Raw genomic sequence first — 26,555 nt, forward strand, 5'->3', positions numbered from 1 at the left:
GACACCACGCTTCGCCGAACGCGAGAGAGAGGACTGGCCGGCCCTCACACTCGCATCCGCCTACACGCGGTGCCGGTTAAGGCCGGTTTCTCAGGAACTGCTGTCCTACTCGGCGGCGAGGTCGCCGCCGAACTGGATGGTGCCCGTCCGACTCATGCCGACCTTGCGGGCGGCGAGGTCGAAGTCGAGCTCCTCGGCGTCCGAGATCAGCACGCTCTCACCGCCGATGACGGTGAGGATGCCGACCCCGTGACGACCGATGAAGCGCCCGTCGCGGAACGTCCCCCCGGCGACGTTCTCGACCTCGACCGAGACCTTGTCGTCCCGGTAGGTGAGGCCGCGTCCGTCGCGGATCTGGACGCCCCCGGCGGTGAACTCCATCCCGGCCGTGGAGGCCAGGCGGAGCCTGCCGTCGTCGGGGCGCGAGAGGGGGTCGCCCCCCGGGTGCTGGGCGTTGCCCCGAGCCGGCGGCTCCATGGGGAGTCCGCCCGCACGACGCAGCCACCGGCTCTTCCAGTCGACGGGCGGAGCCGACGGCTGCCCGTAGATCTGACCGAGCGGAGCCGACGGGTGCTCCTGGCCGTCGTCCAAGCGGACGGCGGCGTGCCCGGCGGTCGCCTCGGTGGTCACCTCGGCGGTCGCCTTGGCGCCCTCCCGGACCCGGATCACCATGAAGGCGAAGCCCGAGACCATGAGGATGCCGATCGCGTTCACGACCGAGATGTCCTGGTTCTCGGACATCAGCCCGAAGTGGGCACCGATGAACCCGACGATCCCGCTCACGATCGGGCTGAACGCGAACATGACGCCCTGCGTGCTCGGCTTCATGTGCTTGGCGGCGCGGTTGATCAGGAGGATGGGAACCACCATCACGAACAGCGCCGCGAAGACGCCCTTGCCGACGGTCGCCAGGACGGACCCGAGGGTCACGTCACCGGCCACCCAGCTCCAGCCCGCGAGGGCGGAAACCACGATCGCCACGAGGGCGATGACCGGCATGGCGCGCAGGTTGGACAGGAGCATGCCCCGGTCCTTCTTCGCGTCGTCGTCGCCGAAGGCGCTCAGGCACTTCGGGATGTTCCAGAAGTGCCAGGCCGCGCACGCGGCGCCCAGCACGCCCCAGATGGAGAACTGTGCGCCGTTCCACGGCTCGGTCACGCCGACGATGCCCACCAGGACACCGGCTCGCAGCCAGATCGGCTTCCAGTGGCGCGCCCTGATGTCGTCCAGGAGCCCCACGCTGACCGGGCCGAGCGCCATGATGGCGCTTGCCGCCCCGATACCGATCAGCTGGCCGGCGAACGGCCACCCCAGGTTCACACCCAGGTTGCCGCCGGTGATCCGCCAGATCGCCTTCTTCTGGTCCTTGTTCCAGCCGGACCTCCACCCACGCGCCGGCCGCACGATGGCCAGCAGGATGAGGGTGCCGGGGACGACGATCCAGAAGCTGCCCTGGAGCGCCGCCATCGCGGTGATGACGGAGATACCGATCGCCTGGCACAGGAAGGCCAGGTTCATCTGAACCGGGCCTCGCGCCCTCCCGCCGGCCTCAGCCGGCCGAGGGCTCATGACGGTTGATGACATACGTCACCGACCTCCCTTTCGTTGCGTCCCACCCGGCTCGACACCGGGTGGTTTTTCTGTCCCGCCTTCCCCTGAGGGGTCAAGGCGGGCCGACTGATGGGTCGGCACGGTTAACCGTCCGGAAACACGCCGCGATGGCAACCCGGCATCTCCTCGCGGACCGGAACCGGAGCCGCCCTCCGGGCGTCCGGGCGCGGCCCCGTACCTGACCGGCCGGTCAGTCGTGCGAAGAGTTGCGTCCCTGCCCAGGTCAGGGACGGTCTTGGGGTGAGAGCGCTCCTGGCTTCGCCAGGGCGATCTCACCCGAGTGGCGTCGCGGACGCCACAAAACCAAAGGACATGGAAGGAGTGTGCCCTGTGCGTAAAAGGGCGCGCGAAGCCTCGGAACCTCGAGGCTTCAATAACACCGCCGTAAGGGCGGTTCTGCGGGTGGTCCAGTTCTTCCTGGACCTCGCGCGCTGGCCGTACGGCAAGGGGGCCACCTGCTTCACCGTCCTCACGGACGGGGGGCGGGAGGCCTTGGAGGCCATCCTCGACAGGATCTGGTGGACCATCTTCCTGCTGGACCTCGACGGGAGCTGCTGGGAGATCGTGCGGCACCCCGACGAGCCCTGCGTGAAGTGCCAGCTCCACAAGGAGCTGGCACGGCTGGGGAGGCGGGCGTACCTGGTCGCGTTCCTCACCGGACGGGCCGTTGCTCAGCTTCGGAAGTTCGGGATGCTCCTCCGGCGCATCGTGGCCTTCTGCCAGTTCGGCGCAGAGAAGTGGGAGAAGGGCAAGCAGCAGGACCTGGTCCTGGTGCCGCCCGGACTGGACCACGCAATCGCGGAGCTGCGCGCAAGGCTGGCTCTGGCCGGCCTGGCGGTCAGCATCGAGGAGAAGAGGCACGGAGTCGCGGGCCACTGGGCCCTCGGCACCTCCATGACCGGCATCGAGCAGGTCATGGCGCTGTTCCAGCAGGTCGCCGACGAACTCGGCATGGCGTGCCACCCGGGCAACGGGGTGGTGGAGCTGACCCCCAAGGGTCTCAACAAGAAGGTGTCCGGCACCGCGATCATCCGGCAGTTCGTCGGGGACGAGGTGCTCGCCGACTTCGTCGACACCTTCACCGACGAGGAGCTGGTGGTCTACCGCCAGCTCTGCGCGCACCTGGGGACGCCCAAGCGGAAGAAGGTTCTCCGCCTTCAGAAGCTCTTCAGGTTCGTGTACGTGGGAGACAGCGCCCCCGACGTACCTGTCGGCCAGCTGTTCCGGTACCTGCGTGACCGGGGCTACCACGTCCTGCTGGTGGTCGTGGCCGGTCACCAGCCCCTGGAGGAACTGGCCGATGTCGTCGTGGGCGACTCGGACGGTACGCTCCACGTCCTCCGGGACGTGGGGATCCACGCGCGCCCCTGGTGGCGCCCGGGCCGTAGCCATTCCGGCAAGGCCGCCTGAGATGGTCTCCGCCTAGGCGGAGACCAGACCCCCGGGCGTATGTCCGGGGGTCACTCATTTGCCGCTTCACCCCAGCTTCGTACGGTCTTGGATGAACCCTTGTGTTCGCTCGGCGCGGTCGTTCCGCACTTCTCTCCTTCGTGTGGACGGCCTCTTCTGACGGGGGTATGGATGCGCGAGCTGGTTGCCGGTGGGAATGTTGCGCTGCCCGGCGGTGCGATCTCGATCGAGGTGCCGGGGCCGTTCGACCTGTCCGCGCTGATCACCGGTGACGAGCGGAAGGTCGGCGGCGACCAGGACTTCGTCTTCTACAACCAGCCCTCGGCGCCGGGGGCCCGGCTGGGAGCCGGGGCCGTCATGGTGGATCCGCCGCGGCTGCGGGCCGGAGCCAGCCGGGTCACGGTGGTCGTCAGCGCGGCCGATTCCGGGACCCCCCTGAGCCGCCTGCCCGCTCCCACGCTGCGGGCCGTCGGGAGCGACGGCGCCGTGGTGGCCCGGTTCAGCCCGCCGCCCCCGGGGACGGAGACCGTCCTGCTGCTGGTGGAGATCTACCGGCGCGGTGACCAGTGGAAGCTGCGCGCGATCGGCCAGGGATACGCCGACGGCCTGGCCGGGCTCGCCCGCGACTTCGGCGTCGACGTCACCGACGACGGCTCCCAGGCCCCTCCCCCGCCCCCGGCCATGCCGCCCCCGCCCCCGGCCATGCCGCCCCCGCCGCCGCTCCCCCCTTCGCCGGCCCCCTCCCGGCCTGCCCGGCGGGCGGTGTCCGTCCGGCATCTGAACCCCTTCGCCCGCGAGGTCGCCTCCCGGCGGGCCCGGAGCGGGCTGCCGCCCGCCACGCTGGACGGCCGGCTGACCGCCGCCGCGCAGGCGCACGCCGCCGTCATGGCCAGGAAGCGCCGGCTCGACGCCGAGGGACCGGACGGCACGTCGGTCTTCGACCAGGTCACCCTGCACGGCTACGTCTACCTGACCGTCGACGAGCAGTTCGTGTCCGGGCCGCGCGACCTGGAGGAGTTCACCCGGTACTACCTGGACGGCGGGCAGGCGGCCGAAGCCCTGCGCAACGGGGACCTCTGCGACGTCGGCATCGGCCACGCCGAGGGGAGGGGACGCGACCGCGACCTCTACTGGACGATCCTGTGGGCGACGCCGTTCTCCCCGGCCGGCCGGTCGCGGTTCGCCGCCGAGGTCGTCTCGCTCACCAACGCCCACCGGGCCGCCCACGGGCTCCGGCCGCTCGCCGACGATCCCTGGCTGACCGCGGCCGCCCAGGCGTACAGCGAGGACATGACCGCCCGCCGCTTCTACTCCCACACCTCCCCCGAGGGAACGCAGCCCTGGGACCGCGCCCGCGCCGCCGGGTCCACCCACCTCGGCATCGGCGAGAACATCGCGTGCGGCCAGCGTTCCCCCGCCGAGGTCGTCCAGGGCTGGATGGACAGTCCCGGCCACCGTGCCAACATCCTGAAGCCCGACTTCACCCATATCGGGGTCGGTTTCCAGGGGGGCGGCAAGGCGGGGACCTACTGGACGCAGCTCTTCGGCTCCGTGTAAGCGGTCGCGCTTCGTTTTTCCGCCCGGTGGCGGCCTGATGGCGTTGCCGGTCGCCCCGAGCACCGCACGGTCCTCTTTGCCCGGTCCTCGGACCGGGCCGTCCACACGAAGCGTGCGGACGAGCGACGACAAAGAAAAGGGAGGGATGGCACATGTCATTCCCGATCAGGCGCTACCTCGCGGAGCCCCTGTGCCAGCAGGTGCCGGAGTTTCCGCAGGTGCTCAGGCGGGTGTCGATGGCGGCGGGCGCGAGCCGCGCCGGCCTGCGGCGCGAGGTCGGCGGCCCCCGCCGGCCGCTGCGCGGTGCCTCGCTGGAGGCGTGCCTCCGACTCGAGACCATGGTGAACGGGCTGGACCTGCGCGGCGTCTTCCCCCAGCAGGAGGCCATCGTCAGCACCACGGCGATCGGCTCGGACAGCCCCGCCTACGCCGGTTACCGCAACGGCGACGAGGTGGACCACTGGCGCATCGAAGGCGACCTGGACCACGCGTTCGGGACCGCGCCCGAGGTCATCACGCTCCTCGTGGGCGCGGGCTGCATGCGCGACCGGCGGCGTCCGTTCGCCTGGACGTCGGAGACCAGGGTTTCGCTGGAGTCACTGGCCTACGCGCGGAACCTGGCGCACCTGGAGCAGCGCATCGATTCCGTCGGCTTCGGCCCGAAGGGTTCCCGGCTGGGCACGCGGGAGTCACTGTGGCTCCTCGCCGGAAGTGTCGCGAAGCTGGTTCAGGCCCTGCCCGACGGGCCCAGGGTGCGGCTGCTGCTCCGTGTTCCCACCGAGGAGCACTGGCTTCCGCTGCTCCCCGCCCTGCACCGGGACTACGCCTCACCTGAACTGTGCACCAACTGGTTCGGGAGGACGAGGCGAGACCGCCGTCTCTTCAAGGAATGGTTCTCCAAACTCCTCGAAGAGATGCTGGGCGAGCACCTGCACCGTGTGGAGGTGCTCGCCTATGACGCGCTTCACGACGTCGGGAGGCTGCTCGAAGCGGCGGTCGCCCGGGGTGAGAAGCCGACGGCGGCCGGCCTTCTCGCCGAGCTGCGCGGAACGGACGAGCTCTGGGAATTCGTCCTGCGTCCGCGCATCTGGGAGGGGGTCAGGAACGAACTCGACACCGCGCAACGGTTCGCACCGGTGGATCCCTCCCGTCTGGAGGGCCTCGCCGGGCTCGTCCACGCGGCCGACGTCGTCGACCTGCTGAAGTACGGCAGCGACGGCCCGGCCATCGTGGTCGACGACGCGGACGCCGCGCGGCGCATGATCGGCCTGGCCGAGCGCTTCGCGCGGCGCCACCCGGACGGGCGGTCCCGGATGGCGGCGGTCGGGCCGCTGGGCAAGATCCTCGGCGGGGCGCCGGGGCCGTACGGCCCCTTCGCCCAGTTCCAGGGAGACGCCCACCGAATGATGGTCGTCCCCGAGTCCGGGGACTCCCCCCATGGCGAGTGGGTGCCGACCGGCGACCTGCTCCGCGAGCTCTACTTCCTGCGGTGACCGCACTGGAGTGAGCCCTACCCCGGTGCCCCGGTGCGGGCGGCCTCGTGCCGTCCTCACCGGGGCACTTCCCGTGCGGCCGCCCGGTGGCCCTCCCCACCACCGCAGTTGCCGTTCCTCCTCCGCTTCGCACGGTCGTCCTTACCTGCCTTGTTCACGGGACCGGCAGATTCCGCATCAATCGAAATGGGGGAACGAACGTGTTCACAACCCGATTCACAAGGGCTCCCGCAGTACGGGCCCTGATGGCCGTACTCGCGTGGCTCATGGTCGCCGCGGCCGTTTCCGTGGCCGCTACGGCGCTGCCCGCGGCGGGCGCGCACAAGGCCCTCTGCATGATCACGGCGGCGACCGGCGTCACCGCCCTGCTCTTCCTGCTGGCCGTGCGCCGGCCGTGGCTCCGCAGGCGCCTGGACGTCGCGGCGGTCGGCGAGCTCGGCCTCCTCGCGACCTGGACCTGGTACCGCGAGGAGTGCCTGCGTCTCGCGATCTACTCCACCTTCGCCACCCTGATGGTGCTGTGGGCGGCCGATCCGCACCTGGTTCCGATCGCGGCGATGGGCGAGGACCGCCGCTGGTCCCTGCTCTTCGCGGGAACGGCGGTCTTCCTCTACTACCGGGCCGCGAAGGCGATCCGGGCCATGCGGCACAGGATGTGGTGGAGCGGCGCCGGCCACCACCCCGTGCTGGGCGTGGTGCTCGGAAGCCTGCCGAACATCATCTTCAGCCTGCTGGGCCTGGTCTTCATGGCTCTGTCCACCTGGCAGGTCGTCCTCCCCTGCGTCATCGCGGGGGCAGCCGCGTTCTTCGCCGCGCTGACCACCCTCTGGGCGGTCCCCACGGCGAAGAACTGACCGAACGCGCTCCCAAGGCGCGGGAGCGACCCGAAGGCGGGGAGGAGTCATCCTCCCCGCCTTCATCGTTTCTCCGGCCCCGCCGCCCGGAGTTGCCGCCGACGACCGGCTCGGCACGGTCGTCACTGCGTGGCTCGGCCACGCCGTTCCGAGAAGGCTCGGGACGTGTCACCGGTTCTCGCGACCCGGTGCGCGTCCCGACCTCCCAGGTCAGGACGCGCATCGGGTTCACGGAACCACGAAACGCGCCCCGGCTCGGTCCGGGACGCACACAAAGGAGAGATGGCCTATGGCCAGTATCATCGGCCGCCTCGGCCGAGTGCCGGGAGTCGGGCTCGTGGTCACGGTGATCGTGTTCTACGCCCTGATGGGCGGAGACGCGGTCAGCGGCCTCGTCATCGGCGAGGCATCCCCCCTGGTGGTGGCCGTCATGGCGGGCGTCTTCGGCACCACTCCGCTGGTCCTGCTGGCGGAGCGCGCCGCGCTCCTTCGCCGAGGCAGGCGCAAGCTGCTGCGGGAACTCGGAGCGGGACCGCTGATCAACCGCATGGCGGTCAGCAACACCTTCGTGATCCCGCTGACGCTGCTCTCCCTGCAGCGGCTGGAGGCGTTCGGGACCGTCATCGCGCTCATGTGGCTCGGTCCGCTGGCGGTGGCGATCCTGAAGATGGCGTTCGGTACTCCCCGCAGGCTCTCCGGCCTTCTGTGGCTGCCCCTGGCCGCGCCCGGGATGCTGATCCTGACCCGTGTGTGGGAGGGCAGGGCCGACGCCCTGGGTGTGCTGTTCGCAGCCGGCGCCGCGGTGTGCTACGGCAACTTCCTCTACACCTACGGCGGTCTGGGGAAGGCGCTCGGCAAGAGGGTTGACGTGGCGATCGCCGAGTCCATGATGCGGTCGACGGCCGCGCTCACCGCGCTGTCGGCGATCGTGCTCACCACGCTCGCCGCCTTCGGCACGACGGTCCCGGGCATCACACCCGGTTCCGACTGGCTGACCTGGCGGGTGGTCGGCTTCACCTGCCTGTCCGGTCTCCTGACGGGGTTCGTCGCTCAGGTCGGGCAGAACCTGATCTTCGGGCGCGGGCTCATCAAGGAGGCCACGTTCGCGGTCCTGACCGCCGTCGAGCCGACGGTGGCCCTATCGCTGGACTGGGCGGTGCTGGGGCACACGCCGACCGGTCTGGACCTGGTCGGCGCCGTCCTCGTCACCCTGGCGGGGGCCGGCTGCTACTACCAGCTCGAAGTCGGCGGCAAGCCGCCGGCCTGGCTGGTCACCTGGTCGCGGAACCGCGCGGCCGCCATGAGGGCGGCGGCGCGACGCCGTGATCGAGGCGGGAAGGGCGACCTCTCCGCCTGATGCGGTCGGCGGCCGTCTGACGGCCGCCGGGCCACCCGTGAGGCGGGGACGGAGCACTGCTCCGTCCCCGCCTCTTGCTGTCCGCCCCGGTCCCGCCAATCCGGTTGTTACTTCGATTACACCGACGTCATATCGAATTCCACTTGCCGATCGGCTTTCGATCGGCACAGTCACCTATGCGTGGCTCAACCACGTGAGTGGCTTCCGAGTCACGCCGTCCGGACTCAGTCCCGGGCGCAGTACAACCAAAAGGAGGGTTGCTCATGGCAGCCGCAACTCCGGATTCCGGCGGTCTCATCCGCTGGACCACCGAGTCGGACCCGGAAGGACCCGGCTCATCCCGCATCACCCCCGTCCTGCTCACGGGACAGGAGCCCATCCGGATCACGCCGGACTGGCTGTGGTCGCCCACGTCGTTGAAGGGTGCCCTCGGGGACCTGAACTTCGCCAAGGGCAAGCCCGCAGGCAGGGCACGCCGTAAGGTCGAGGACCTGGCAAGGGGTCTTCGACTGTCGGCGGATCCGGACACCGTCGCGGACGAGAGCGTCGTCTACGAGCTCCGGCTCGGAAACGACCGCTCTCGGTACATGCAGGGCGCCTACGCCGGGTTCAACCTCGGCAGGGCCTCCGAGCACGTGCACATCGCCGGCGAGCCGGGCAAGGTTCTGGCCGACAGGCCGGACACCGTGTCCATCGTCCTCGGTGGCTGCAACGGCTCCAGCAGGGCGACGATCTCGACCAACCCGGAGGGCCGGCGGACTTCGTTCCAGCTCGGCGGCTACGGTGCGGAAGGGAACGCGGACGAGTTCATCACCTCGGCCGGATTCGTCCCGTGGCTCTCCTTCTACGAGGAGAACCTCGCGTGCCTGGCGGCCACGTTCGCCGGGAACGTGATGGTCCACTCGCCGGAGAGCACCCGGTACTCGGTCGTGATCGACGTGCCGTGGAGGGCCTACTGGCTGTACATGCTCTCCGCGGTGCAGCGGGGGCAGACCTCCGCCCGCGCCTACAAGCGCTGGCGCGAGGAAGTCACCCGGCGAAGCCGTCTCGGAAGCGACCGCACCGTGGACATCCTTCGGGAGGTCCTCGGTGACCGGTTCGACCGGACGGAGATCATCGACCAGGACGAACTCGCACCGCTCGGCGAAATCCTGGAGGACATGGAACCGGGGCGCGCCCCGGACGTCCAGGCCCTCGTGGACGCGATGCGGAACGCGGGGGACGAGCTCTGGAACCTGCTCCTGGACCCGGAACTCCGGAGCCAGGTGAAGGTCAAGGGCAGGTTCCTCGATCCGGAGATCCGCACGGTTCAGGAACTGTGCGGAACCTCCTACGTGGTGGCGGTGCTCCGGCGGATGCTCGCCGGCGCCGTCATGTCGGTCAACGACTACGTGGAAACGACCATCGAGCAGTACGTGCAGGCATGGACCGACGTCCTCGTCCAGCACGGCCGGCTCGCGTTCCGCGGCACGTCGTTCGCCGTGTACCCCTTCTCGCACTTCGTCCCTCTCGAAGAGGGGGGCGTCATGTACCGCAGGGACCCGGGACGTGTCGTGACGGTCAACGACCGCGACGGCATCTCGGGCTTCGATCACGGATGGTGGCTCGACCCGGTCGAGCTGCTTCCGGGAAGCTACCTGCGGTAGCCGCCTAGCGGCCACCGAAGGGAACCACCGTCTCCGGTGGAGTGGCCACGGCCGCTCCACCGGTGACACCCACGCTTCCTCCTGCCGGAGGGAGTAAGCACACCGGTGCCCCGGTGGGGACGGCTCACGCCGTTCCCACCGGGGCATCACTTGTTCTGGGCCGGCGGCCGGATTCCAGGCAGAAAAGGCGCCCCACGTCGTCGACGTGAGGCGCCTTTGTTCGGCGTCCGGGGACCCCGCCGGTTCACGGCGGGGTCGTCCAGGCGCATTCCGGGTGATCCGGCCGTGGGACGGCCAGATTGGGCTGGCGTTCGACGAGTCGCTCGTCGAAGCCCTCGTCGCCGGGGAAGCCCGCGGCGCCCTCGGCCCACATGAGCTGGCGGTACTCGGGCAGCCGGCCGTCGTAGAACGCACGGGCGACGCGCAGCGGCGGCGAGCCGTGCCAGCTGCCGTGGACCTTCACGGTCTTCACCTTCAGCGACGTCAACTCGGTGTCGACCTCGTCCAGCGCCGGCAGATCGTGCCCCATCGCGATGACGGCCGCCCGGAGGGCGTCATGGCTTTCCGGACGGGGAAGGCCACAGATCACGAATTCCGGCGAGGTGAAGGTGTGCCATTGGCCCACCGTGAAGGAACACGCCGGCCGGTCGTTCCGCACGATCGTCCAGCGGCGTGAGATCACCTGCTTCACGATGTCGTCGACCTCCGGCTCGCCCGTCCATTTCCGGCGGTGCAGCAGACAGGCACAGTTGATCCGGACAGGCTCGGTCATCGGCATTCCTCCTCTTGTTTGTCGGGACTCACTGGAAACCGTCCGGGCGGCGCCGTCCCCGACCACGGCGCCGTCCCCGACCACGAGGGCGCGCGCGGGGATCGGCGTCGACGCGCAAGGCGGCGTGGAGTGACGAGCCGCGGGGCGTGAATCACGGACGGTCGGGATGAAGGACCGATGACGAGTGGGATGCCATGAGAAGCGATCAGCCGGACTACTACGAACTCCTCGGCGTGGAGCGGACCGCGGAACCGGAGGAGATCACCCGGGCGTACCGCCGGGCGATGCGCGCGGTGCACCCCGACGCCAGCGGCACTTCCGGCCTGTTCCGGCTGGTCAAGACGGCGTACGACACGTTGAAGGACCCGGCGTCCCGGGCCGCGTACGACGCCCGCGGCCGGACGGCCCCGCCCGAGCCGCCTCGCTCCCGGCCTGAGCCGGACCCGGCCCCCGAGCCCGGGCCCGACCCGCGGCAGGGGCAGGGGCAGCAGAACGGGGCGCGGCAGGAAGGCGCGAGATCCGGGGGCCCCTCCGGCACCCCGCCGCCCGGTCCCTCCTTCACGAAACCGCAGGCGCCCGCGCCGGCATCGGCCCTGCGCGTACGCCCCCGGTTCGGCTCCCACTGGATCCGGGTGGCGGCCGTCGCCGTCTGGGCGGTGGCGTTCCTGGCCGCGGTGTACGTGCTGTGGCCCGCCGGGCTCCCCGTCGGGTTCCTCCTCCTGCTGGCCTTCCCTCTGGTCGCGATGCCGCTCATCGCCCTGGAGTCCACGCTGCGGTCCCTGTCCTGGCTCTGGGCCGTGTGCGTGCTGACGTTCGCGGGGGGCGCCGCGCTCGCCGCGGCCGAGACCGAGGGCGGCGCCTTCTGGACGCTCTGCGGCGTGCTGCTGGGGCTCGCCGTGGGCGGCGCGGGGCTGGCCGCGGCGCCGTACCTCGTCCGGAAGGGCCGCGAACTGGACCGGCTGATCGCCCCCGATTCGCTCGAATACCAGGTCTTCAACGTGCCCGGCGCGGGCCTCGACGGCGACCTCTCGCGCCAGGTGGTGGCGCGGGAGAGCGCCGCCGGGCTGGAGAGGCTCGCGCGCCTCGACGGGGTCCGGATCGTGCACGCGCTCATGGCGCCGCAGCCGTCCGGGCGGGCCCCGCACTACGTCGAGCACGTCGTGCTGCGGGGCGACCGGCTCGCCGTCGTCATGGCCCGCCGCTGGCCGGCCGGGACCTACGCCTGGACGAGCAAGGGCGCGCTCACGACCATCGGGCGCCCGTTCCCCGGCGGCGACACCGGCATCGGCGCCGCGGTGAAGGAGATCCGCAAGGTGGTGCCGCGCCGCGTGCGGGTCCGCGGGTTCGTCGCCGTGCTGCCGGACGATCCCGCGCCCTCGTCCCGGGTGAGGTTCCCGGAGCCCGAGTACGGCGACCTGCTCGCCGGCGACCTGGAGCAGGTCCGCGAGCGGATCGCGGACTGGCTCGGGCAGGGCGCCCCGGTCGTGGACCGGCGGGTGCTGGCCGCGCTGCTGCCCCATCTCCGCCGCCCCTGAGCGGGCGGGGCGTCAGCAGAGCGGAGCGCGGGCCCCATCGGCGCAGAGCCGGTCGACGGCCTCCGACACCGTGCTGACCGGCACGATCCTCAGCCCGGTGCCCCTGGCCGCCGCGACGGCGTCGGACCGCTGCCAGACCGGCACGAAGAACACCTCCATGCGCGCCTTCACCGCGGCGCGCACCTTATCGGGGACGTCGCCGACGCCGGTCACAGCCCCGCCGAGTCCGATCGCGCCCGTTCCGGCGATGCGGCGCCCTCCGGTCAGGTCGCCCGGGGTGAGCGCGTCGAGACGGGCCAGCGCCAGGATCAGCCCCGCCGACGGCCCCTCCACGGGGCCGAGCGGGTAGGCGGTGACCGAGACGGTGGGGCCCGCCTCCGTCCCGGTGAGCCGGGCGACGGACATCTTCCGGACCTCGGCGCTCCCCCACGTGGCGGCGGACGTGTGCGGGACGACGAGCACCTGCACGGTCGAGCGCCCGGCGATCGCCGTCTCAAGGTCGGCCAGGGCGCGCAACGGGGTCAGGGCGCCGCCGCCCGTGCCCGCCGCGAGGAGGACGTCGCCGGGGTGCAGGCCGCTGCCGCGGGCCGCTCCGCCGACCGCGCTCACCTGCAGGCCGGCGGCGCTCACCGGTGTCCGCCCCGCGGCGAGCTGGGCGGCGACCAGCGCGGCGTGCGTCTGGGCGGTGCTCATCGCGTCGCCGTCCGGCGCGGGGCCGGCGCCGCCCTGCCCGCCGCCGTGCCCGCCCTCGACGTTCCGGATCAGGTGGTCGCCGGCCAGCTCGGCCTTCCCCCACTGGAACCAGTTGGCGCGCCGCACGCGGACCGTCATGACCGACCAGGACCCGCCCTCGGGGCTTCCGACCCGGATCGCCGGCCCGGGACCGACGCGGTTGTACGGTGAGCCGCCCAGCCCGAAGACGGTCAGGACGACGACGGCCGCGATCACGCCGTACAGGATCTGGCGCCCCACCGGCGCCCTCCGCTGCTCGCTGCCCCTCCGGATGACGGTCGCACCCCCGTTATCATGGCGCCATGGCGCGGATCCTGGTCGTAGATGATGACGCGCGTCTCGTCAAGCTCGTGTCGGGTCTGCTGCGCAAGCGCCATTACCAGGTCGAGTCGGTGGCCAACGGGGAGCTGGCCCGGCTGGCGCTGCGGCGCGGCGACATCGACCTCGCACTGCTGGACATCAACCTCCCCGACATCGACGGGCTGTCCCTGATCGACCAGTTGCGCGACCAGGGGAACACCACGCCGATCATTCTGCTGACCGCCCGCTCCGAGCCGCACGAGCAGGCGCTCGGGCTGCGGCTGGGCGCGGACGACTACGTCGTCAAGCCCTTCCACCCGGAGGTGCTGATCGCCCGGATCCAGGCGCTGCTGCGGCGCAGCGCGGGAAGCATCGCCCGGCACTCCGGCGAGACCCGCGGCGACCTGATCGACATCCCGCCGGTGCGGGTCGACTTCACGGCCCGGCAGGTGTTCAGGGAGGGAGCCGAGGTGCGGCTGGCGCCCATGGAGTACGCCGTCCTGGAATTCCTGGCGGTCAACCGCGGCCGGGCCGTCTCGAAGGAAGAGATCATGCTGCACGTGTGGGGCACCGACCGGGGCGTCTCCCGGACGCTGGCCGAGCACGTGTCCCGGCTGCGCCGCAAGCTCGGCGACGGCGTGATCGTGACCCGGACGGGCTTCGGGTACCTCATTCCGGCCGCTCCGGAGGATTCCGCAGCCACAGCTCGGTGACCAGGACGTTCTGCGCTTCGAGCCGGCACCACATCTGGTCGCCGTCGGACTGCATGGTGGCCCGCCACCGGGCCAGCCCCAGATGGTCGCCGACACCGCTGGTCACGCGGGCCGGCCACGGCAGCCCGATCCGGGCCCGCATCGGTTCCAGTTCCGAGCGGGTCAGGTGCCGGGCGACCGAACGCACGGTGTGGACGGTGAACTCGCCCTGCTCGCGTGCCGAGACCTGCTGGTGGGCGAGCACGCCGAGCAGGGCGGTGTGGGTCCGGACGGTGTCGGCCACGATCCGGTCCGCCTTCTCGCCGGGCGAGCGCGCCTCCTCCAGCTCGGTGAGCAGCCGGGCGAGCCCGTCGATCGCCGAGCCCAGCATCTTCGCGTCCTCGTCCCGGTTCCCGTGGACGGTCTCGCCGAGCAGCCCCGCGGTGACCGAGGCGATCGTGAGCTCGCCCGCCATCCGGTGGGCGAAGCCCCGGGTGAACCTGTCATGCCACAGCTCCGGAGGCGTCTCCGCGTCGTGGCCGATGATCACAGCGGACGCCGCGGTCAGCGGGATCGCGGTGTGCGCGCCGCTGGTGAAGACCGACCGCCAGGTCAGCGCCTGGCCGGCCACGACGAGCGTGTCCCGGTCGAGGGTCCCCCCGGCCGGACCGCTCAGATCCTCTACGCCGCAGGGCGGGACCCCCGCCCGGGCGTGCACGACCACCGGCACCACCGGGGTCGCCTCAGGCCTTCTCCGCGGCGGCCTTGTCGGCCACGAGCTGGTCGAGCGCCTCGCGCAGGTCGGTCCCGGTCTTGACGACCCGGACGTAGTGCCCGGTCAGCCGCCCGGCGAGCTGGGCGTTCAGGCCGCCCTCCCCGATACCGCCGGAGAGCTGGTGCTCCTCGACGGCGACGATCGCGTTCCCGCGCTCGGCGAGGGCGTCGGTGACCTGCACCGGGTTCATGGCGTTGACCAGGAAGGCGGCCGGGTCCCGGGCGTACTCGATGATCTCCAGGCGCTCCCTGCCGTAGCCGTGGTTCAGCAGGCTCTGGGCGCCCTTGAGCCGGCTCGCGCCGCGGCCGATGCACGCCCCGCGCGCGTCGACGCCGGTGACGGTGGGCGCCACGGCGATCTTCGTCTTGGTCCCGGCGACCCGGGCGATGGCCTTGATGACGACCTTGCCGTTGAGCAGCTCGTCGACGAACCCGGCCAGCAGGCGCTCGACCAGCTCGGGCGCCGTGACCGAGAGCATGAGCCGCTCGGAGCCCGGGGACTGGCCGGCGGAGACGCCGACGACCAGCGCGATGACCTTGCTGCCCTGCGCCAGTTCGGGCGGGGCGGCCCCTTCCGGGAGGTCGAACGCGTCGGCGCGCGGCAGAAGGGCGTCGCGGGCCTCTCCGGTCGCGACGTCATAGACGGCGCAGCGGAAACCGTCCGGTCCGCTCGACTTGATGTGGGCGGTCACCGTCGTCCCGACGAGCGGGGATTCGAGACCGAGATCGCTGAGGATCGTTTGCACCGTCACTCTTCCTTTCGTTGGCAGACGAGGCCCGTGGCGTCGCCTGTTCCTACCGCAGCCTAAGCGCGTACCCCCTGACCTCTAGAGTCCGTCGCTTCCGCGATCCGCAACCCGACGCGGCGAACTGGTTGCGAGTTCCATGTCACGGCACACCGGGCGTACACCAAACAACCATCAGCAAGGCAACAGAAGATCCATGGGTGGTCAATTTTCTGTCAACGAACTTGTCGCGGCGTTGCCTTCCCGGACAGTTGCGCCCCCTCCCGGCGAAGCGCTCAACTGCGATCTTCCGCCCGCGCCCGTCCGCGCACCCCCGATGTCCGGCCGACAAAGAGCCTCGCGACCGTCCGAGCGGCCTGCGAACGTATCAACGATCTGTTTCGGATCCGACCGTTCCCGGGCCGCCCGGCATCGAACGTGCATAGCTACAACTCCAGCCTCGCAATCCCGACTAGCCGAGGGAGACGGATGGACATCGAGCAGCCAGCGCGTGGCGAGCGCCCCACCGCCGACGAGTTCCGTACCCGCAACGACGAACTCTTCGCGCGGCGCCACGAGCTCCAGGAGCGGCTCACCGCTTTGCGCGCACGGGCCGACACCGGTGAGATCGACATGCTCTCCGAACTGGTGCTGCGGCGGGTCGAGCGTGAGTTCGACGACCTCACGCTGGAGATCATGATCGCGAACTTCGGCCTGGTGCGCAGGTACGTCACCATGTTCACCTCGAAGTCCAGCGAGCACATCGAGGACTTCGAGAGCGCCGGCAAGGTCGGGCTGCTGTGGGCGATCGCCTCCTACGACCCGAACCGCGGCCCCTTCGCCAGCTGGGCCTTCAAGCCGATCCAGCGGGAGGTCCTGCGCGCGGTGCGGGACGCCGACCACCCCAACCTCAACCCGGGGGACTTCGAGAAGCGCCCGGCCATCCTGGCCGCCGAGCGCGCGTTCCTCGAGGAGGCCGGGCCGGACGCCCCGACCGACCACGCCGACATCGCCCGCCGCGCCGGCGTGACCGAGGCCCAGGTGCGCCGCGTGCTCGACGCCCCCCGGCTGGACAGCCTGCACACGGTCGCGGGCGGCCCGGGCGAGGACGACGTCGCGTGGGAGGACCGGCTCCCCGACTCGGCCCCGAGCATCGAGGACGAGGTGCTCCTGCGCTTCGACCTGCGCGCCCTCAGCAGCCGCGGCTTGCCGTTGCTCGACCCCCGCGAACGGTACGTACTGACGCGCCGGTTCGGACTGGACGGCGAGCCGGAGCAGGCGTTGCGCGTCATCGGCGAACGGCTCGGGCTGTCCCGCGAAGGGGTGCGGCAGATCCAGCAGAAGGCGCTGGCCAAGCTGCTCCAGCCCGTCGTCGAGACACCCGAGGGCGCCCGGAGAATCGAAGGACGGGCAGGATGAACGACGGACGGGAGCACGCGGGCGGCCCCGGTTCGGGGCAGGCCGGCGGCGCCGGGGAGGCGTCCTCGTGGGTCATCATCGACGACACCGCGGACGCCGGGGAGGAGCCGGCGGCCGCCGCGAAGCCCGCCGCCCCCGCGTCCGAACGGCCGGAGGAGAGCCCGAAGCCCGCGCAGGGCGACCCCTGGGCCTCGCTCGGGACCTGGGACTCCTGGAGCGCCGCCCCGGGGGCGCCCACCGAGGCCCCCGGCGATGCCTGGAGCGCTCCCAGCGCCGCGCCCGGCTCCAACGCTCCCTCTGGACGGCCGAACACCCGCCCCGGCCCACCGGCGAACCCGCCGAGCCCCCAGCAGAACGTCCCGCCGCGCCCGCAGAACAACGTCCCGCCAAGCCCCCAGCAGAGCCTCCCGCCGAACCCGCCGCAGCACACCCCGCCGCGCCCCCAGCAGAGCCTCCCGCAAAGCCCGCCGCAGAACACCCCGCCGAGCCCCCAGCACAGCGTCCCGCCGAACCCGCCGCAGGGCCTCCCGCCGAACGCGCAGCACAGCTTCGCCCCGAACCACGGCGCGCCTCCGAACCACAGCGCACCGCAAAACCACAGCGTGCCGCCGGGCCACGGCGCACCGCCGAACTACGCCGTGCCTCCGGCCACGCCTCCCGGATCGCCCTTCGGCGCCCCGGCGAGCGCTCCCCATGCCGCCGCTCCCGGTGTCGGCCACCAGCCCGCGAGCGCACCCGGTGCGCCGCCCGCCCCGGCGCCGCACGGCTTCCCCGAGGCCGGTGGCGCGTTTCAGCCGGAGCCGGCCGCGGGCTGGGCGCAGACCGGTGACCAGAGCGGCGCCGCCGGTACCGCGCAGAGCGGCTGGTTCTTCGACGAGCACACCGAAGACGACGTCCTCCCGGACGAGCCAGAGCCGATGGAAGCCGGAGGCGCGGCTCGCCGGTCGCTCGCCGGTCGGCTGCCCAGGCCCGGCACCTTCGACCTCATGCCCACGCTCGTCACCTTCTTCATCACCTGCTTGGGCGTCCTGCTGGTCATCGCCTCGCTCATGTGGCGTCCAGACCTCCCGTAGCAGCGACCCGCACGCCCGGGGAGCCCGGCCGGCGGCCCGGACCGGCCGGTCAGGCCGGGGCCGCGTTCCAGAGGCTCCGCATCGTCTCCCGCGCCTCCTCCGCCGCGCCGAAGACGCGTGGAGCGCGGTCGAGGACCGCCTGCAGATCCCGCGCGGAGCACACCCACACACCGGCGGGCGTGCTGAACGGCCGATTCCGCATCCCCGGCACGCACACGACCGCCAGGACCGTCCTGCCGCCCAGCTTGCGGGACAGCCTCCGCGCCTGGTTCGCCGCCTGCCGGGCCGGGTCGCCGTGCAGCACGCGCTTGCCGACCCGCATGGTCCCGCCCTCGGCGGAGACCCGGCCGTGCCCCGTCTTCACCTCGATCGCCGCGGCCCCGCAGCCGCGGGTGAAGACCACCGTGTCGCAGTCGCCTCCGCGGGAGCCGAGCACGAGCCCGTAGGCCGCCGCGACCGACTCGGTGCGCCGGACGGCCGCCCGCACCTCACGCTCGGACCGCGCGCCCACGGACGACCGGCGGGCCTGCCCCAGCGACCGCGTCGCACGCGTCCACGCGTACGCGCAGCCCGCCGCCGCGGCCACCCCGGCGACGGCCGCCGCCACCCTCAGCGCACCCGCGTCCAGGAGGAGCGCCCCCAGTAGGGCCCCCGCGGCCGTGACGGCCAGCGTGGCGGCCCCGGCCGCGTAGAGCGACATCCGGGTCCGGTGACGCCACATCTGCCGGGAGACGAAGTCTCCGGCCCGTCCGACCTCGTACATGGATCTCCCTTGGACACTCGACTCCGGGGCCGCGGACGGGCCGCGGACGGGACCGCGACGGGGGCCGCGGATCAGGCCCGGGCGCGGAGCCGTTTGCGGCGGGCCGCCTCGGCCTCCGCACGGCGCGGCGTGGGCCGCCCCTTCGCGTCCCGCGGGCCGCGCTCGGCTCCGCCGTCGTCGCGCCCGCCGCCCCGCGGCCGGGCGCCGCGCCTCCGGATGTTCCTCAGCGCCCTGAACCAGACGACGCTCTGCTCCGACCCGTCGCGGACCACGTCCAGGACCTCGCGGCCGAGCCACCGGCCGGCCCGCCGGACGAGACGCCAGATCGTCAGCGCCATGCCGGCGATCATGAAGTTCAGCACCGCGGCCAGCCCGGCCACCTGGCCCCAGGCGGCCGCCTCGCGCACCCCGCACCGGCCGGTGCTGAAGAGCCCGCCGGGGCACTCGCCCGGCACCAGCACCACGAGCGCTCCCGCGGCCGCGGCGAGGGCGCACAGCGCGGCGGCGGCGGTGAACCTGCCGATCGTCTTCTTCCAGCGGCGGTGGAGCCGCACGTTCAGCCGGACGACCGCGGCGGCGGCGACGCCCGCCGCGCCGGCGGTGACGACGTCCCCGAGGTCGAACGTGACCACGTCCCCGTACTGGAGGACGAGCATCCCGATCGAGAGGCCCGCGAGGACGAAGCCGAGCAGTAGGACGATCGAGGCCTCCAGCGCGATCGCCAGGGGGTCGAACCGGCGTGCCCGCGCCTCGCCCTTCGAGGGCGCCTCGCCCTTCGAGCGCGCCTTGCCGTCCGCCCGTGCCTTGCCGTCCGGGCGCGCCTCGTCCTTCGGGCGGCGCCGCGGCGGCCTCACACCGGCCCCCGCGTCCCCTGCGGGGCGCCCAGCGGCATCGTGACCGGCACGCCGGGCAGGGCGGGCGGCTGGTAGCGGTCCAGCTCCTGCTTCCGCATCGGGATGATCACGTACTCGACCCGGCTGGCCGGCTTGTTGACCCGCAGGTACCCCTCACCGGTGCCGAGGGCCCGCAGCTCCTTCGGGAAGACGATGAACTGCTCCTCCCCCATGGCCTGCAGGTTCTGGGTGTGGCCGTCCTGGCCGACCCGCTCGCTGAACTTGTTGTTGTCGCGCATGCCGAGGAACTCCGCGCACTTCTCCGCGGCCTCGGGGGACGACTGGGCCATGGCGATCAGCCAGTTGATGTTCTGCGTGAGCCGCGACCAGTCGTCGCCGTCCTTGTCGATCCAGTCCGTCGGCCCCTGGGTGCACAGGATCATGTTGAACAGCGCGGACCGGACCCGGGACAGCATGTTCATGGCGATCTCGCGGTCGATGAAGTTCGCCTCGTCCACCACGATGAGCCGCGGCTTGTCCTTGGGAGCGCGGCCCTGGATCCGCTGCGCGGCGTACACCGACAGCCGCTGCAGCGCCGAGGAGGACAGGATCTTCGCCATGTCGGGCTGGCCGAGGGAGTTGAGGCCGATGTAGGTCAGCCCCTCGCGCCGGACGTCGATCATCTGCCGCTCCCCGCCGGGGACCAGGATGCGGCGGCCCGCGCCGGAGTCGTACAGGCCGGTCAGCTTGGTGCCGAAGCTGGCCGCGGAGACGCCCTCGTCGCGGGACGGCCGGAGCACGTTGGTGTAGCGCTCGGTGCAGTGCCCGAAGCCGCGGACCCCGTCGATCGCGAGGACGTGCTCCTTCACGGCGCCCTTCATGTTCTCGCCGTGCTCCATGATCTTGCCGATCTCGAGCATGTTGGGCGGATTGAACCGGTCCGGCGCGATCTCGGCGGCCTCGTGGAGCATCTGGACGACCTGCTGGAGGACCTTGCGGTTCAGGGCCTGCCAGTACGCGTCGTCGAACTCGACCATCGTCATGATGGTGTCGAACGCCTCGTCGGCGGACATGCCCGCGAGGGCGTTGAACCAGAAGGCCGGCTGCTCGTCGCCGAGGGCGATCTCCTGCATCGGCATGCGGTGGGCCTGCGCGTAGGCGCGCAGGAAGTCGCGCAGACCGCCGGGCTCGGTGTCCTCCTTCATGTCGAGGACGGTGACGTCGAAGCCCATGTCGAGCGCCGCCCCGATGATCCACATCAGCGTGACGGTCTTGCCGCTGCCGGTGGAGCCGACGACGGCGCCGTGCATGCCCATCTCCGCGGTGCTCAGCCACACCGGACGGTCCTTGGCGCCGAGCCCGATGGGGATGGTCTTGGCCTTGATCGGGGTCTTCCTGGCCTTCTCCGTGGCGTACGGGCCGTGCACCGCCGGGATGTCGGCCACGGTGACCCGGGTCGCCACCCGCTTCTTCAGCATCTCCCGGCGGCCGTCCCGCGGAGTGATCGGGTCGTCGACCAGTTCCTTCTGCCGGAACCAGGTGCCGTCGAACAGGTCGACGAACTTCTTCTTCTTGCGCAGGAAGGCCGAGAGCGTCATGACCGCCGATCCCCGGGCCCTCCCGACGATCAGTCCGAAGAGGCCCGCGAGCACCGCGGTCAGCGACAGCAGCACGGTGACGGGCACCTTCCCGGGCTGCCCCGGGCCGAAGTCGGCGAAGCTCGCCAGCCAGTAGCCGTACGCGTAGGCGTTGTCCTTGGCCCGGAGGGCGAGACCCACCACGCCCGCCAGCGCCACGATGACCCAGTCCCGGCGGGCCAGGAACCGGCGCAGGGAGATGAGCAGGACCCAGGCGCAGAGGGCCGGGATGAGCACGGCCAGGATGACCGCGAACACCAGCAGGACCATGGTGGGAAAGACGTAACCACCACCGACCAGGTCCGTGGACCTGTCGTCCGGCCGGCCCCTCGGGTCCGCCATCTTCACTCCTTACGCTGAGGTGCCTGCGTCAACCGCCGCTGTTGCCGACCTGGTCGACGCTTGTGAAGATCTTGCCTACGAGGCTGCTCATCATCTTGACCCCCTGGACGGTGAGTCCGAGGTTGAACAGCATCCCGCCGATGAGCAGAGCGAAGATGAGCGACTTGAACGCCTCGCCCGGACGGCCCCGGCCGATGCCGTTGATCATCCGGAAGACTCCGAACACGACGATCACGACCGCGATCGCACCGCAGATCGCGACAAGCGCCTTGCCCGCCGGCGAGCTGAAGAAGCTGTCGGCCCCGGTCTGGCCGAGTTCGGGTCCCGCGAGTATGTGAAAACCAGGAACTGACATCCTTTTTCCCTCCATGGTCTGAGGTCCCGGTCAGTTGTTCAGTGCGTTGCTGTAGGGGTTCAGTTCCGCTGCGGAACCTGCAGGCCCCCACGCGAGCACCGGCGGCTGCGCCCCGCTGGCTCCCACCAGCAGGTCGAAGTCGGCGAAATTAGTGAATGGTTTGACGTTCCCCTTCTTTCCAGGGACCGTCCCGGATTGTTCGGCTCTGGCAAGCATGATCCTCACCCGGACGACGAGCTGGTCGTCGAGCGTCTTGATCGCCGAAAGGATCTGCACGGCCTGGGAGGAGTCCGCCAGGCGGAACCCCGAAAGGCCTTCGTAGCGGTGCTTGGGGTCCTGGTCACCGGTGACGGCCAGCAGTGCCGTCGAATCACCCGTGGCGTAGGCCGCCGCCCATCGCAGAATCTGGTTTTTGGACTCGGTGCTTACTTCCGTGGTCAGCTGCCGGTAATTGGTGTAGTCGCCGGTGCCCTTGGGCTTGCCTGTGCCGTTCTTCCAGACCGAGAAGGCGGGAGAGGCCGCCAGGCGGGGGCCCGAAGGGTCGAGCAGCACCGGCACGTCCAGCTGAAGCACATGCGCGCTCATCGGCGGCGTCTCGCTGGCACCGGGCGAGGGGCTGCCCTGCGGGCCGGCCGTCGTGCTCGGAGACGGCGTACCGGTCGTGCCCGCCTGCGGAGCCGCACCTGACGGGGACGCGGCCGCTCCGCCGGACGGTGGCGCCGAGGCCCCGCCGGACGGGGTCGCGGAAGCTCCTCCGGACGGGGTCGCGCTCGGCCTGCCGCCGGCCGCCGGGGACGGACTCTGCGTCGCCGCCTGGTCGTTCAACACGACGAGGTAGTGGTGGATCTCGAAGTCGGTGAAGCCGAGCTCCTTCGTCCCGAAATGCCGGGGAGTGAATCCGACCCAGTTCAGCGCCCGGTAGTCGAGCGGGGCCGAGGTCCCGTCGGGGGCCTCCACGGACGCCGCCTGCGGGTCGAAGGAGTCGGCGCGGGGCACGTCCTGCACCCGGCCGGCCAGGAAGTTCATCGCGGCGGTGTACGACAGGTCGCGACCCTGCGGTGTGACCGCGGACAGGTCCGGCTTGCTGCTCCCGCTCGTCAGGGCGACGAACACCGCGACGATGCTCAGTGCCGCGGCCAGGAACAGCGCGATCAGGATCCTCCTGGCCCGCCTGCGAGCGGTCGGCTCACTGGAACGCCGGGCGGGCACCATGGTGAAACGAGTGGGTGACTGTTCCGGCATCGTCCCTCCTCTATTTGTCGTGTTGCAGCCAGGACCGTGCGGCCCTCACGCCGATGCGCAAGTGCCTGCCGTGCTCACCCGCGACGGCGATCCTTGCGGCCCCGCCCGCGGCCGCTGGAAAGCTGGGTGGACGCCGTCAGCGCGCGTCCCTTGCGGCGGGGAGCCCGCAGCCGGTTCGCCCCGGGGATCTCCTGCTGCGGGTAACCGCGCGAGTCCCAGCGGACCGCGTCCACAGGGACGCCCCCGGGCAGCATGCGCACCTTGCCCGCGGCGGTGCGGCGCAGCGGTGAGATGCCGATGTACAGCCGGACCGGCCGGCCGTCCACGTAGAGCCTGCGGTTGCGGGTCCCGTTGATCTGCAGGCCCATCCACGTCGCCAGCGACTCCCCGTTCAGCGGGGACAGGCTGACGGACGCCCAGCCGGCCGCTCCGCCGAGCACCGGGCCGTACATCAGCGCGTTCAGCCCCGGGCCGAAGACGAGGAAGGAGATCAGGAACCCGAACGCCGCCCCGACGACCACGGCGATGAGCGTGGTGAGCCTGAGCGTGCGGGGCAGCGTGATGTCCTTGTTCAGGCTGCCGATCACCGCGGGCGGCGGCTTCAGCATGTTGGTGGCGGCCAGCATCGCCGGCCCCCTGACGCGGTCGTCCTCCTCGCTCATGCCTCAAACCGTGCGGGGTTGCCCCCCGGACGCCATAACGATTCGCGACACGTCGCCGCACTCCGGTTGCCCGGACCCGCCCGCCCGCGACGGTCAGAGTCATGCCGAAGTTGACCGACTACGCCCGCGAGGGCTTCCGGCGGCGGCGCCTCGTCAAGGAGACCGAGCTGCCCGAGTGGTGGAACATCGCGGTATGGGCCGGTGTCGGTGGCATCATCCTGATGCTTCTGGTCAGTGCGGTGTTGGACCGCGGCGGCTCCTCCGGCGCCGCCCCTGCCGCGAGCCGGGCGCCGCGCTACCAGGTCCAGACACTCGACCCCCGGGGCCTCACCGCCTCACCGAGCCCGGGGGAAGGGACGCCCACCCCCTCCGGGGGCCCGTCGCAGGTGCTTCCGACGGGAGCCGCGGCCAGCAACTTCACCGCCACCGCCGCGACCAGGGTCCCGATGACGGACGGCGGCGCGACGGTCGTCCCCGCCGGCGCGCTCAACGTGGCCACCGCCTCCGCAAGGGCCATCGTGACCGGGAACTGGAAGGGCATCCCCGTCATCGGCACGGCGCGGCCGACTCCGGCCAAACCCATGCCGCGGGGATCGGTGGTGCGGGGGATCACCGTCATGGATCCCACGAAGACCGGCAACAGCCAGTACCGGTTCAGCGCGACGATCACGCACCCGGGCGGGGCCCGGCCGGACGTCGTCGAGCTCCTGGTGGAGCCGGACGGAAACGGATACGCGGTCCGGGCGGGTTAGCACACCCGTCGACCGCGATCCGCCTTCCCCTTGCCCTGAACACGAATCATCGGACGGTCAATTTCGATCGTCTCCCGCGCCCGGGGGGTGAGCGCAGAGCCGAGCAAGGTACCGGAACCGAGGTAGCGGCTAATGCCCTGGATGGACGAGGACAGCAGCCCGTGGAAGGGCTCCGAGGTCTCACCGCGGCCTCTCGACGGCGATGAACTGCAGGACGGCCCGTCCTCGGCTCCACCACAGCCGACGGCGCTGCAGCCTGTGGTGAACGGCGAGCCGCCGGAGGATCTGGCCGAGCTCGCGCCGGAAGAGATCGCCACGCTCGGTTCGGACCCCCGGCTCGCCGCGGCGGCCCAGCAGCCGCAGAACGTCTCCGACATCCTCAAGGAGCAGTCGGCGATCGACCGCGGCCCGGACGGGAAGGGAACGAACCCGTACGGCGACGCGGCGCTGCGGGGCGGGCCCGTCCAGCTCAACAAGGACAACCCGCTCGGCATGCAGCGGGCGCTGGACGTCGCCGCGAAGGCCGCGCAGCTGGCCAAGGACCTCAAGGCTCCGCCCACCGGCACGCCGTCGGAGCAGGCGCCCCAGAGCGACCCCAGGGAGGGGCTCAAGAGGGCGGCCGGCGACTTCGCCGAGGGCAAGCTGCGCGAGGCGGCCGCGAAGAAGGGCCTCCCGGCCAACTACGTCCCGTCGATGCCGGAGGGCGACAACCTCGGGGAGAAGGGCCTCAACCTCCTCGGGCAGGCCGCCGACATCGGCGCCCGCGCCCTGTCCGACCGGTACGCGCCCAAGGTGTACGACGGCGTCAAGGACTCCGGCGCCGGCGGTCGGGCGCTGGACAAGTTCGAGCAGTCCAAGCTCGGCCAGAAGATCCCGAAGTCGTTCATGGACGGTTTCCGGCGCCGGAAGGGCGGCGCCCCGAACGCGGCGGCAGCGGGCGCCGGCCAGAAGGGCAAGGACCAGAGGGCCTCCGGGCAGAAGTCCGAGAAGGATAAGAAGCACGGCAAGCTCAAAATGCTGCTGGCCGCCAGCCTTCCGGTCCTCATCCCGTTCCTCTGCATCATCCTCATCGCCGGGATGATCCTGGGCGTCAACGTCGACGACGACGTCCCGGAGTCCCAGCCCGAGCAGACCTCGGACACCAAGGTCGCCGAGTACTTCCCCGGCAACTGGCAGCGGATCCTCAAGCAGGCGTCGGAGCAGACCTCGGGGAGCGCGCAGGACTACTCCGAGGTCCCCTGGACCATCCTCGCGGGCCTCGCCAAGGCGCAGACCGACTTCGCCCGCTACAGCCCGTACGACAACGTCGACCGCGACCCCGGCCGAAAGGCGAAGGAGGTCCCCGGCGGGGACGGCTCCGGCGGGGACGGCACCGGCGGCGTGGACGTGAACGTCAGCAACACGGTCGGCGCCGGGCCCGGTCCGGTCGAGGGGATCACCGGCGCGGGCTCGGCCGCCACCGTGCCCGGCACCGGGAGCGACCACGTCGCGCCGCCGGACGGCGATCTCAGCCACCAGCTCGGCTGGTTCCTCTGGGCGCTGCGGATGCAGGAGTCGAACGGCGTCTACGACCGCAACGCCGGGACGAACCAGAGCACCGCCTGCGGCGCCTACCAATACATCACCAGCACCTGGAACAACTACGGGGGCTACGCGAGGGCGTGCCTGGCTCCGCCGAGCGTGCAGGACCGGCGGGCCAAAGAGGACGTCCTCAGGATGTGGAACAAGTACCACAAGTGGCAGCCGATCGCGGTCGACCACTTCACGGGGAGCTGGGGCCCCAACCCGGAGAAGTGGGACCAGTGCCCAGGGGCCTGCGACTTCAACCCGACGGCCTGGAAGTACGTCGACGGCGTCATGACGAAGATGCGGGCCGCGGCGCAGGCGCACCCGGCCGGTTCCGGCGCCGCGCAGCCCGCCTCGTACCACGTCCGGCCCGGCGGGCCCCGGACGCAGACCGCCGCGCTCCGCGCCGGCGCGGACGCGCCGGAGACCGGGGGCACCGGCCCTGCGCGCCTG

General features: G+C 71.6%; 24 protein-coding genes. 11 read left to right on the forward strand and 13 right to left on the reverse strand.

Annotated elements, in window-relative coordinates:
• Positions 1-105 precede the first annotated feature (105 nt).
• The gene (locus tag BJY14_RS13230) at positions 106-1,518 is read right to left on the reverse strand and encodes a DMT family transporter (RefSeq protein ID WP_179843890.1); all 1,413 of its coding nucleotides are present in this window, start codon (positions 1,516-1,518) and stop codon (positions 106-108) included.
• Between the two features lie 495 nt (positions 1,519-2,013).
• Here BJY14_RS13230 and BJY14_RS13235 point away from each other — a divergent pair, with 495 nt between their 5' ends.
• The 6 genes from BJY14_RS13235 to BJY14_RS13260 all read left to right on the forward strand — a co-directional run bounded on the left by BJY14_RS13235 (position 2,014) and on the right by BJY14_RS13260 (position 9,928).
• Positions 2,014-3,021, forward strand: a complete 1,008-nt coding sequence (locus BJY14_RS13235) for an HAD family hydrolase (RefSeq protein ID WP_179843891.1) — start codon at positions 2,014-2,016, stop codon at positions 3,019-3,021.
• A 171-nt stretch (positions 3,022-3,192) separates the two neighbouring features.
• Positions 3,193-4,578 carry a CAP domain-containing protein gene (locus tag BJY14_RS46480; RefSeq protein ID WP_179843892.1) on the forward strand — a complete coding sequence of 462 codons (1,386 nt, stop codon included), beginning with the start codon at positions 3,193-3,195 and terminating at the stop codon, positions 4,576-4,578.
• A gap of 152 nt (positions 4,579-4,730) precedes the next feature.
• On the forward strand, positions 4,731-6,071 hold the full coding sequence (locus tag BJY14_RS13245) for a hypothetical protein (protein ID WP_179843893.1): 1,341 nt from the start codon (positions 4,731-4,733) through the stop codon (positions 6,069-6,071).
• 245 nt (positions 6,072-6,316) lie between these two features.
• Complete coding sequence (locus tag BJY14_RS13250; protein ID WP_179843894.1) at positions 6,317-6,925, forward strand: hypothetical protein; 609 nt, start codon at positions 6,317-6,319, stop codon at positions 6,923-6,925.
• 289 nt (positions 6,926-7,214) lie between these two features.
• Positions 7,215-8,282, forward strand: a complete 1,068-nt coding sequence (locus BJY14_RS13255) for a DMT family transporter (protein WP_179843895.1) — start codon at positions 7,215-7,217, stop codon at positions 8,280-8,282.
• A 263-nt stretch (positions 8,283-8,545) separates the two neighbouring features.
• Positions 8,546-9,928: a hypothetical protein gene (locus BJY14_RS13260; RefSeq protein WP_179843896.1), complete on the forward strand. Its 1,383-nt coding sequence runs from the start codon at positions 8,546-8,548 to the stop codon at positions 9,926-9,928.
• A gap of 244 nt (positions 9,929-10,172) precedes the next feature.
• Here BJY14_RS13260 and BJY14_RS13265 read toward each other — a convergent pair whose 3' ends face one another.
• Entirely contained in the window at positions 10,173-10,700 is a 528-nt protein-coding gene (locus tag BJY14_RS13265; protein ID WP_179843897.1) for a DUF4262 domain-containing protein, read from the reverse strand.
• 194 nt (positions 10,701-10,894) lie between these two features.
• On the opposite strand from BJY14_RS13265, the gene BJY14_RS44405 reads away from it, so the two are divergent.
• Positions 10,895-12,235 (forward strand): J domain-containing protein, encoded by a 1,341-nt coding sequence (locus tag BJY14_RS44405; RefSeq protein WP_218905340.1) that lies wholly within the window; start codon positions 10,895-10,897, stop codon positions 12,233-12,235.
• Between the two features lie 12 nt (positions 12,236-12,247).
• Here BJY14_RS44405 and BJY14_RS47200 read toward each other — a convergent pair whose 3' ends face one another.
• Positions 12,248-13,207 (reverse strand): S16 family serine protease, encoded by a 960-nt coding sequence (locus BJY14_RS47200; RefSeq protein ID WP_179843898.1) that lies wholly within the window; start codon positions 13,205-13,207, stop codon positions 12,248-12,250.
• A 62-nt stretch (positions 13,208-13,269) separates the two neighbouring features.
• Here BJY14_RS47200 and BJY14_RS13280 point away from each other — a divergent pair, with 62 nt between their 5' ends.
• A complete protein-coding gene (locus BJY14_RS13280; RefSeq protein WP_179843899.1) occupies positions 13,270-13,980 on the forward strand; it encodes a response regulator transcription factor in 711 nt (236 codons plus the stop codon).
• Here the strand turns inward: BJY14_RS13280 and BJY14_RS13285 are convergent.
• Together BJY14_RS13285 and BJY14_RS13290 are read right to left on the reverse strand one after the other, a co-directional pair.
• The gene (locus tag BJY14_RS13285) at positions 13,937-14,692 is read right to left on the reverse strand and encodes a hypothetical protein (RefSeq protein WP_179843900.1); all 756 of its coding nucleotides are present in this window, start codon (positions 14,690-14,692) and stop codon (positions 13,937-13,939) included. The two genes, BJY14_RS13280 and BJY14_RS13285, sit on opposite strands and share 44 nt — an antisense overlap.
• 10 nt (positions 14,693-14,702) lie before the next feature.
• Entirely contained in the window at positions 14,703-15,479 is a 777-nt protein-coding gene (locus BJY14_RS13290; RefSeq protein WP_218905342.1) for a hypothetical protein, read from the reverse strand.
• A gap of 468 nt (positions 15,480-15,947) precedes the next feature.
• On the opposite strand from BJY14_RS13290, the gene BJY14_RS13295 reads away from it, so the two are divergent.
• On the forward strand, positions 15,948-16,877 hold the full coding sequence (locus BJY14_RS13295; RefSeq protein WP_179843902.1) for a sigma-70 family RNA polymerase sigma factor: 930 nt from the start codon (positions 15,948-15,950) through the stop codon (positions 16,875-16,877).
• The gene (locus tag BJY14_RS13300; RefSeq protein WP_179843903.1) at positions 16,874-17,950 is read left to right on the forward strand and encodes a hypothetical protein; all 1,077 of its coding nucleotides are present in this window, start codon (positions 16,874-16,876) and stop codon (positions 17,948-17,950) included. The genes BJY14_RS13295 and BJY14_RS13300 overlap by 4 nt, the downstream gene beginning before the upstream one ends.
• A 49-nt stretch (positions 17,951-17,999) precedes the next feature.
• Here the strand turns inward: BJY14_RS13300 and BJY14_RS13305 are convergent, their stop codons facing one another.
• From BJY14_RS13305 to BJY14_RS13330, 6 genes are all read right to left on the reverse strand, one after another.
• Positions 18,000-18,713 carry an NERD domain-containing protein gene (locus BJY14_RS13305; RefSeq protein ID WP_179843904.1) on the reverse strand — a complete coding sequence of 238 codons (714 nt, stop codon included), beginning with the start codon at positions 18,711-18,713 and terminating at the stop codon, positions 18,000-18,002.
• Positions 18,714-18,784: 71 nt separating this feature from the next.
• On the reverse strand, positions 18,785-19,567 hold the full coding sequence (locus tag BJY14_RS13310) for a hypothetical protein (RefSeq protein WP_179843905.1): 783 nt from the start codon (positions 19,565-19,567) through the stop codon (positions 18,785-18,787).
• Positions 19,564-21,525 carry a helicase HerA-like domain-containing protein gene (locus tag BJY14_RS13315; RefSeq protein WP_179843906.1) on the reverse strand — a complete coding sequence of 654 codons (1,962 nt, stop codon included), beginning with the start codon at positions 21,523-21,525 and terminating at the stop codon, positions 19,564-19,566. Before BJY14_RS13315 ends, BJY14_RS13310 begins: the two co-directional genes overlap by 4 nt.
• 28 nt (positions 21,526-21,553) lie before the next feature.
• The gene (locus BJY14_RS13320; RefSeq protein ID WP_179843907.1) at positions 21,554-21,880 is read right to left on the reverse strand and encodes a hypothetical protein; all 327 of its coding nucleotides are present in this window, start codon (positions 21,878-21,880) and stop codon (positions 21,554-21,556) included.
• 30 nt (positions 21,881-21,910) lie between these two features.
• Positions 21,911-23,122 carry a hypothetical protein gene (locus BJY14_RS13325; protein WP_179843908.1) on the reverse strand — a complete coding sequence of 404 codons (1,212 nt, stop codon included), beginning with the start codon at positions 23,120-23,122 and terminating at the stop codon, positions 21,911-21,913.
• 74 nt (positions 23,123-23,196) lie between these two features.
• Positions 23,197-23,784: a hypothetical protein gene (locus tag BJY14_RS13330; protein WP_179843909.1), complete on the reverse strand. Its 588-nt coding sequence runs from the start codon at positions 23,782-23,784 to the stop codon at positions 23,197-23,199.
• A gap of 101 nt (positions 23,785-23,885) precedes the next feature.
• Between BJY14_RS13330 and BJY14_RS13335 the strand changes: the two genes are divergently transcribed.
• A complete protein-coding gene (locus tag BJY14_RS13335; protein ID WP_179843910.1) occupies positions 23,886-24,536 on the forward strand; it encodes a hypothetical protein in 651 nt (216 codons plus the stop codon).
• A 180-nt stretch (positions 24,537-24,716) separates the two neighbouring features.
• Here the strand turns inward: BJY14_RS13335 and BJY14_RS13340 are convergent, their stop codons facing one another.
• On the reverse strand, positions 24,717-26,051 hold the full coding sequence (locus BJY14_RS13340; RefSeq protein WP_179843911.1) for a hypothetical protein: 1,335 nt from the start codon (positions 26,049-26,051) through the stop codon (positions 24,717-24,719).
• Positions 26,052-26,185: 134 nt separating this feature from the next.
• Positions 26,186-26,539 (reverse strand): hypothetical protein, encoded by a 354-nt coding sequence (locus BJY14_RS13345; RefSeq protein WP_179843912.1) that lies wholly within the window; start codon positions 26,537-26,539, stop codon positions 26,186-26,188.
• Between the last annotated feature and the right edge of the window lie 16 nt (positions 26,540-26,555).

Source organism: Actinomadura luteofluorescens, from assembly GCF_013409365.1.
Classification (GTDB): Bacteria; Actinomycetota; Actinomycetes; order Streptosporangiales; family Streptosporangiaceae; genus Spirillospora; species Spirillospora luteofluorescens.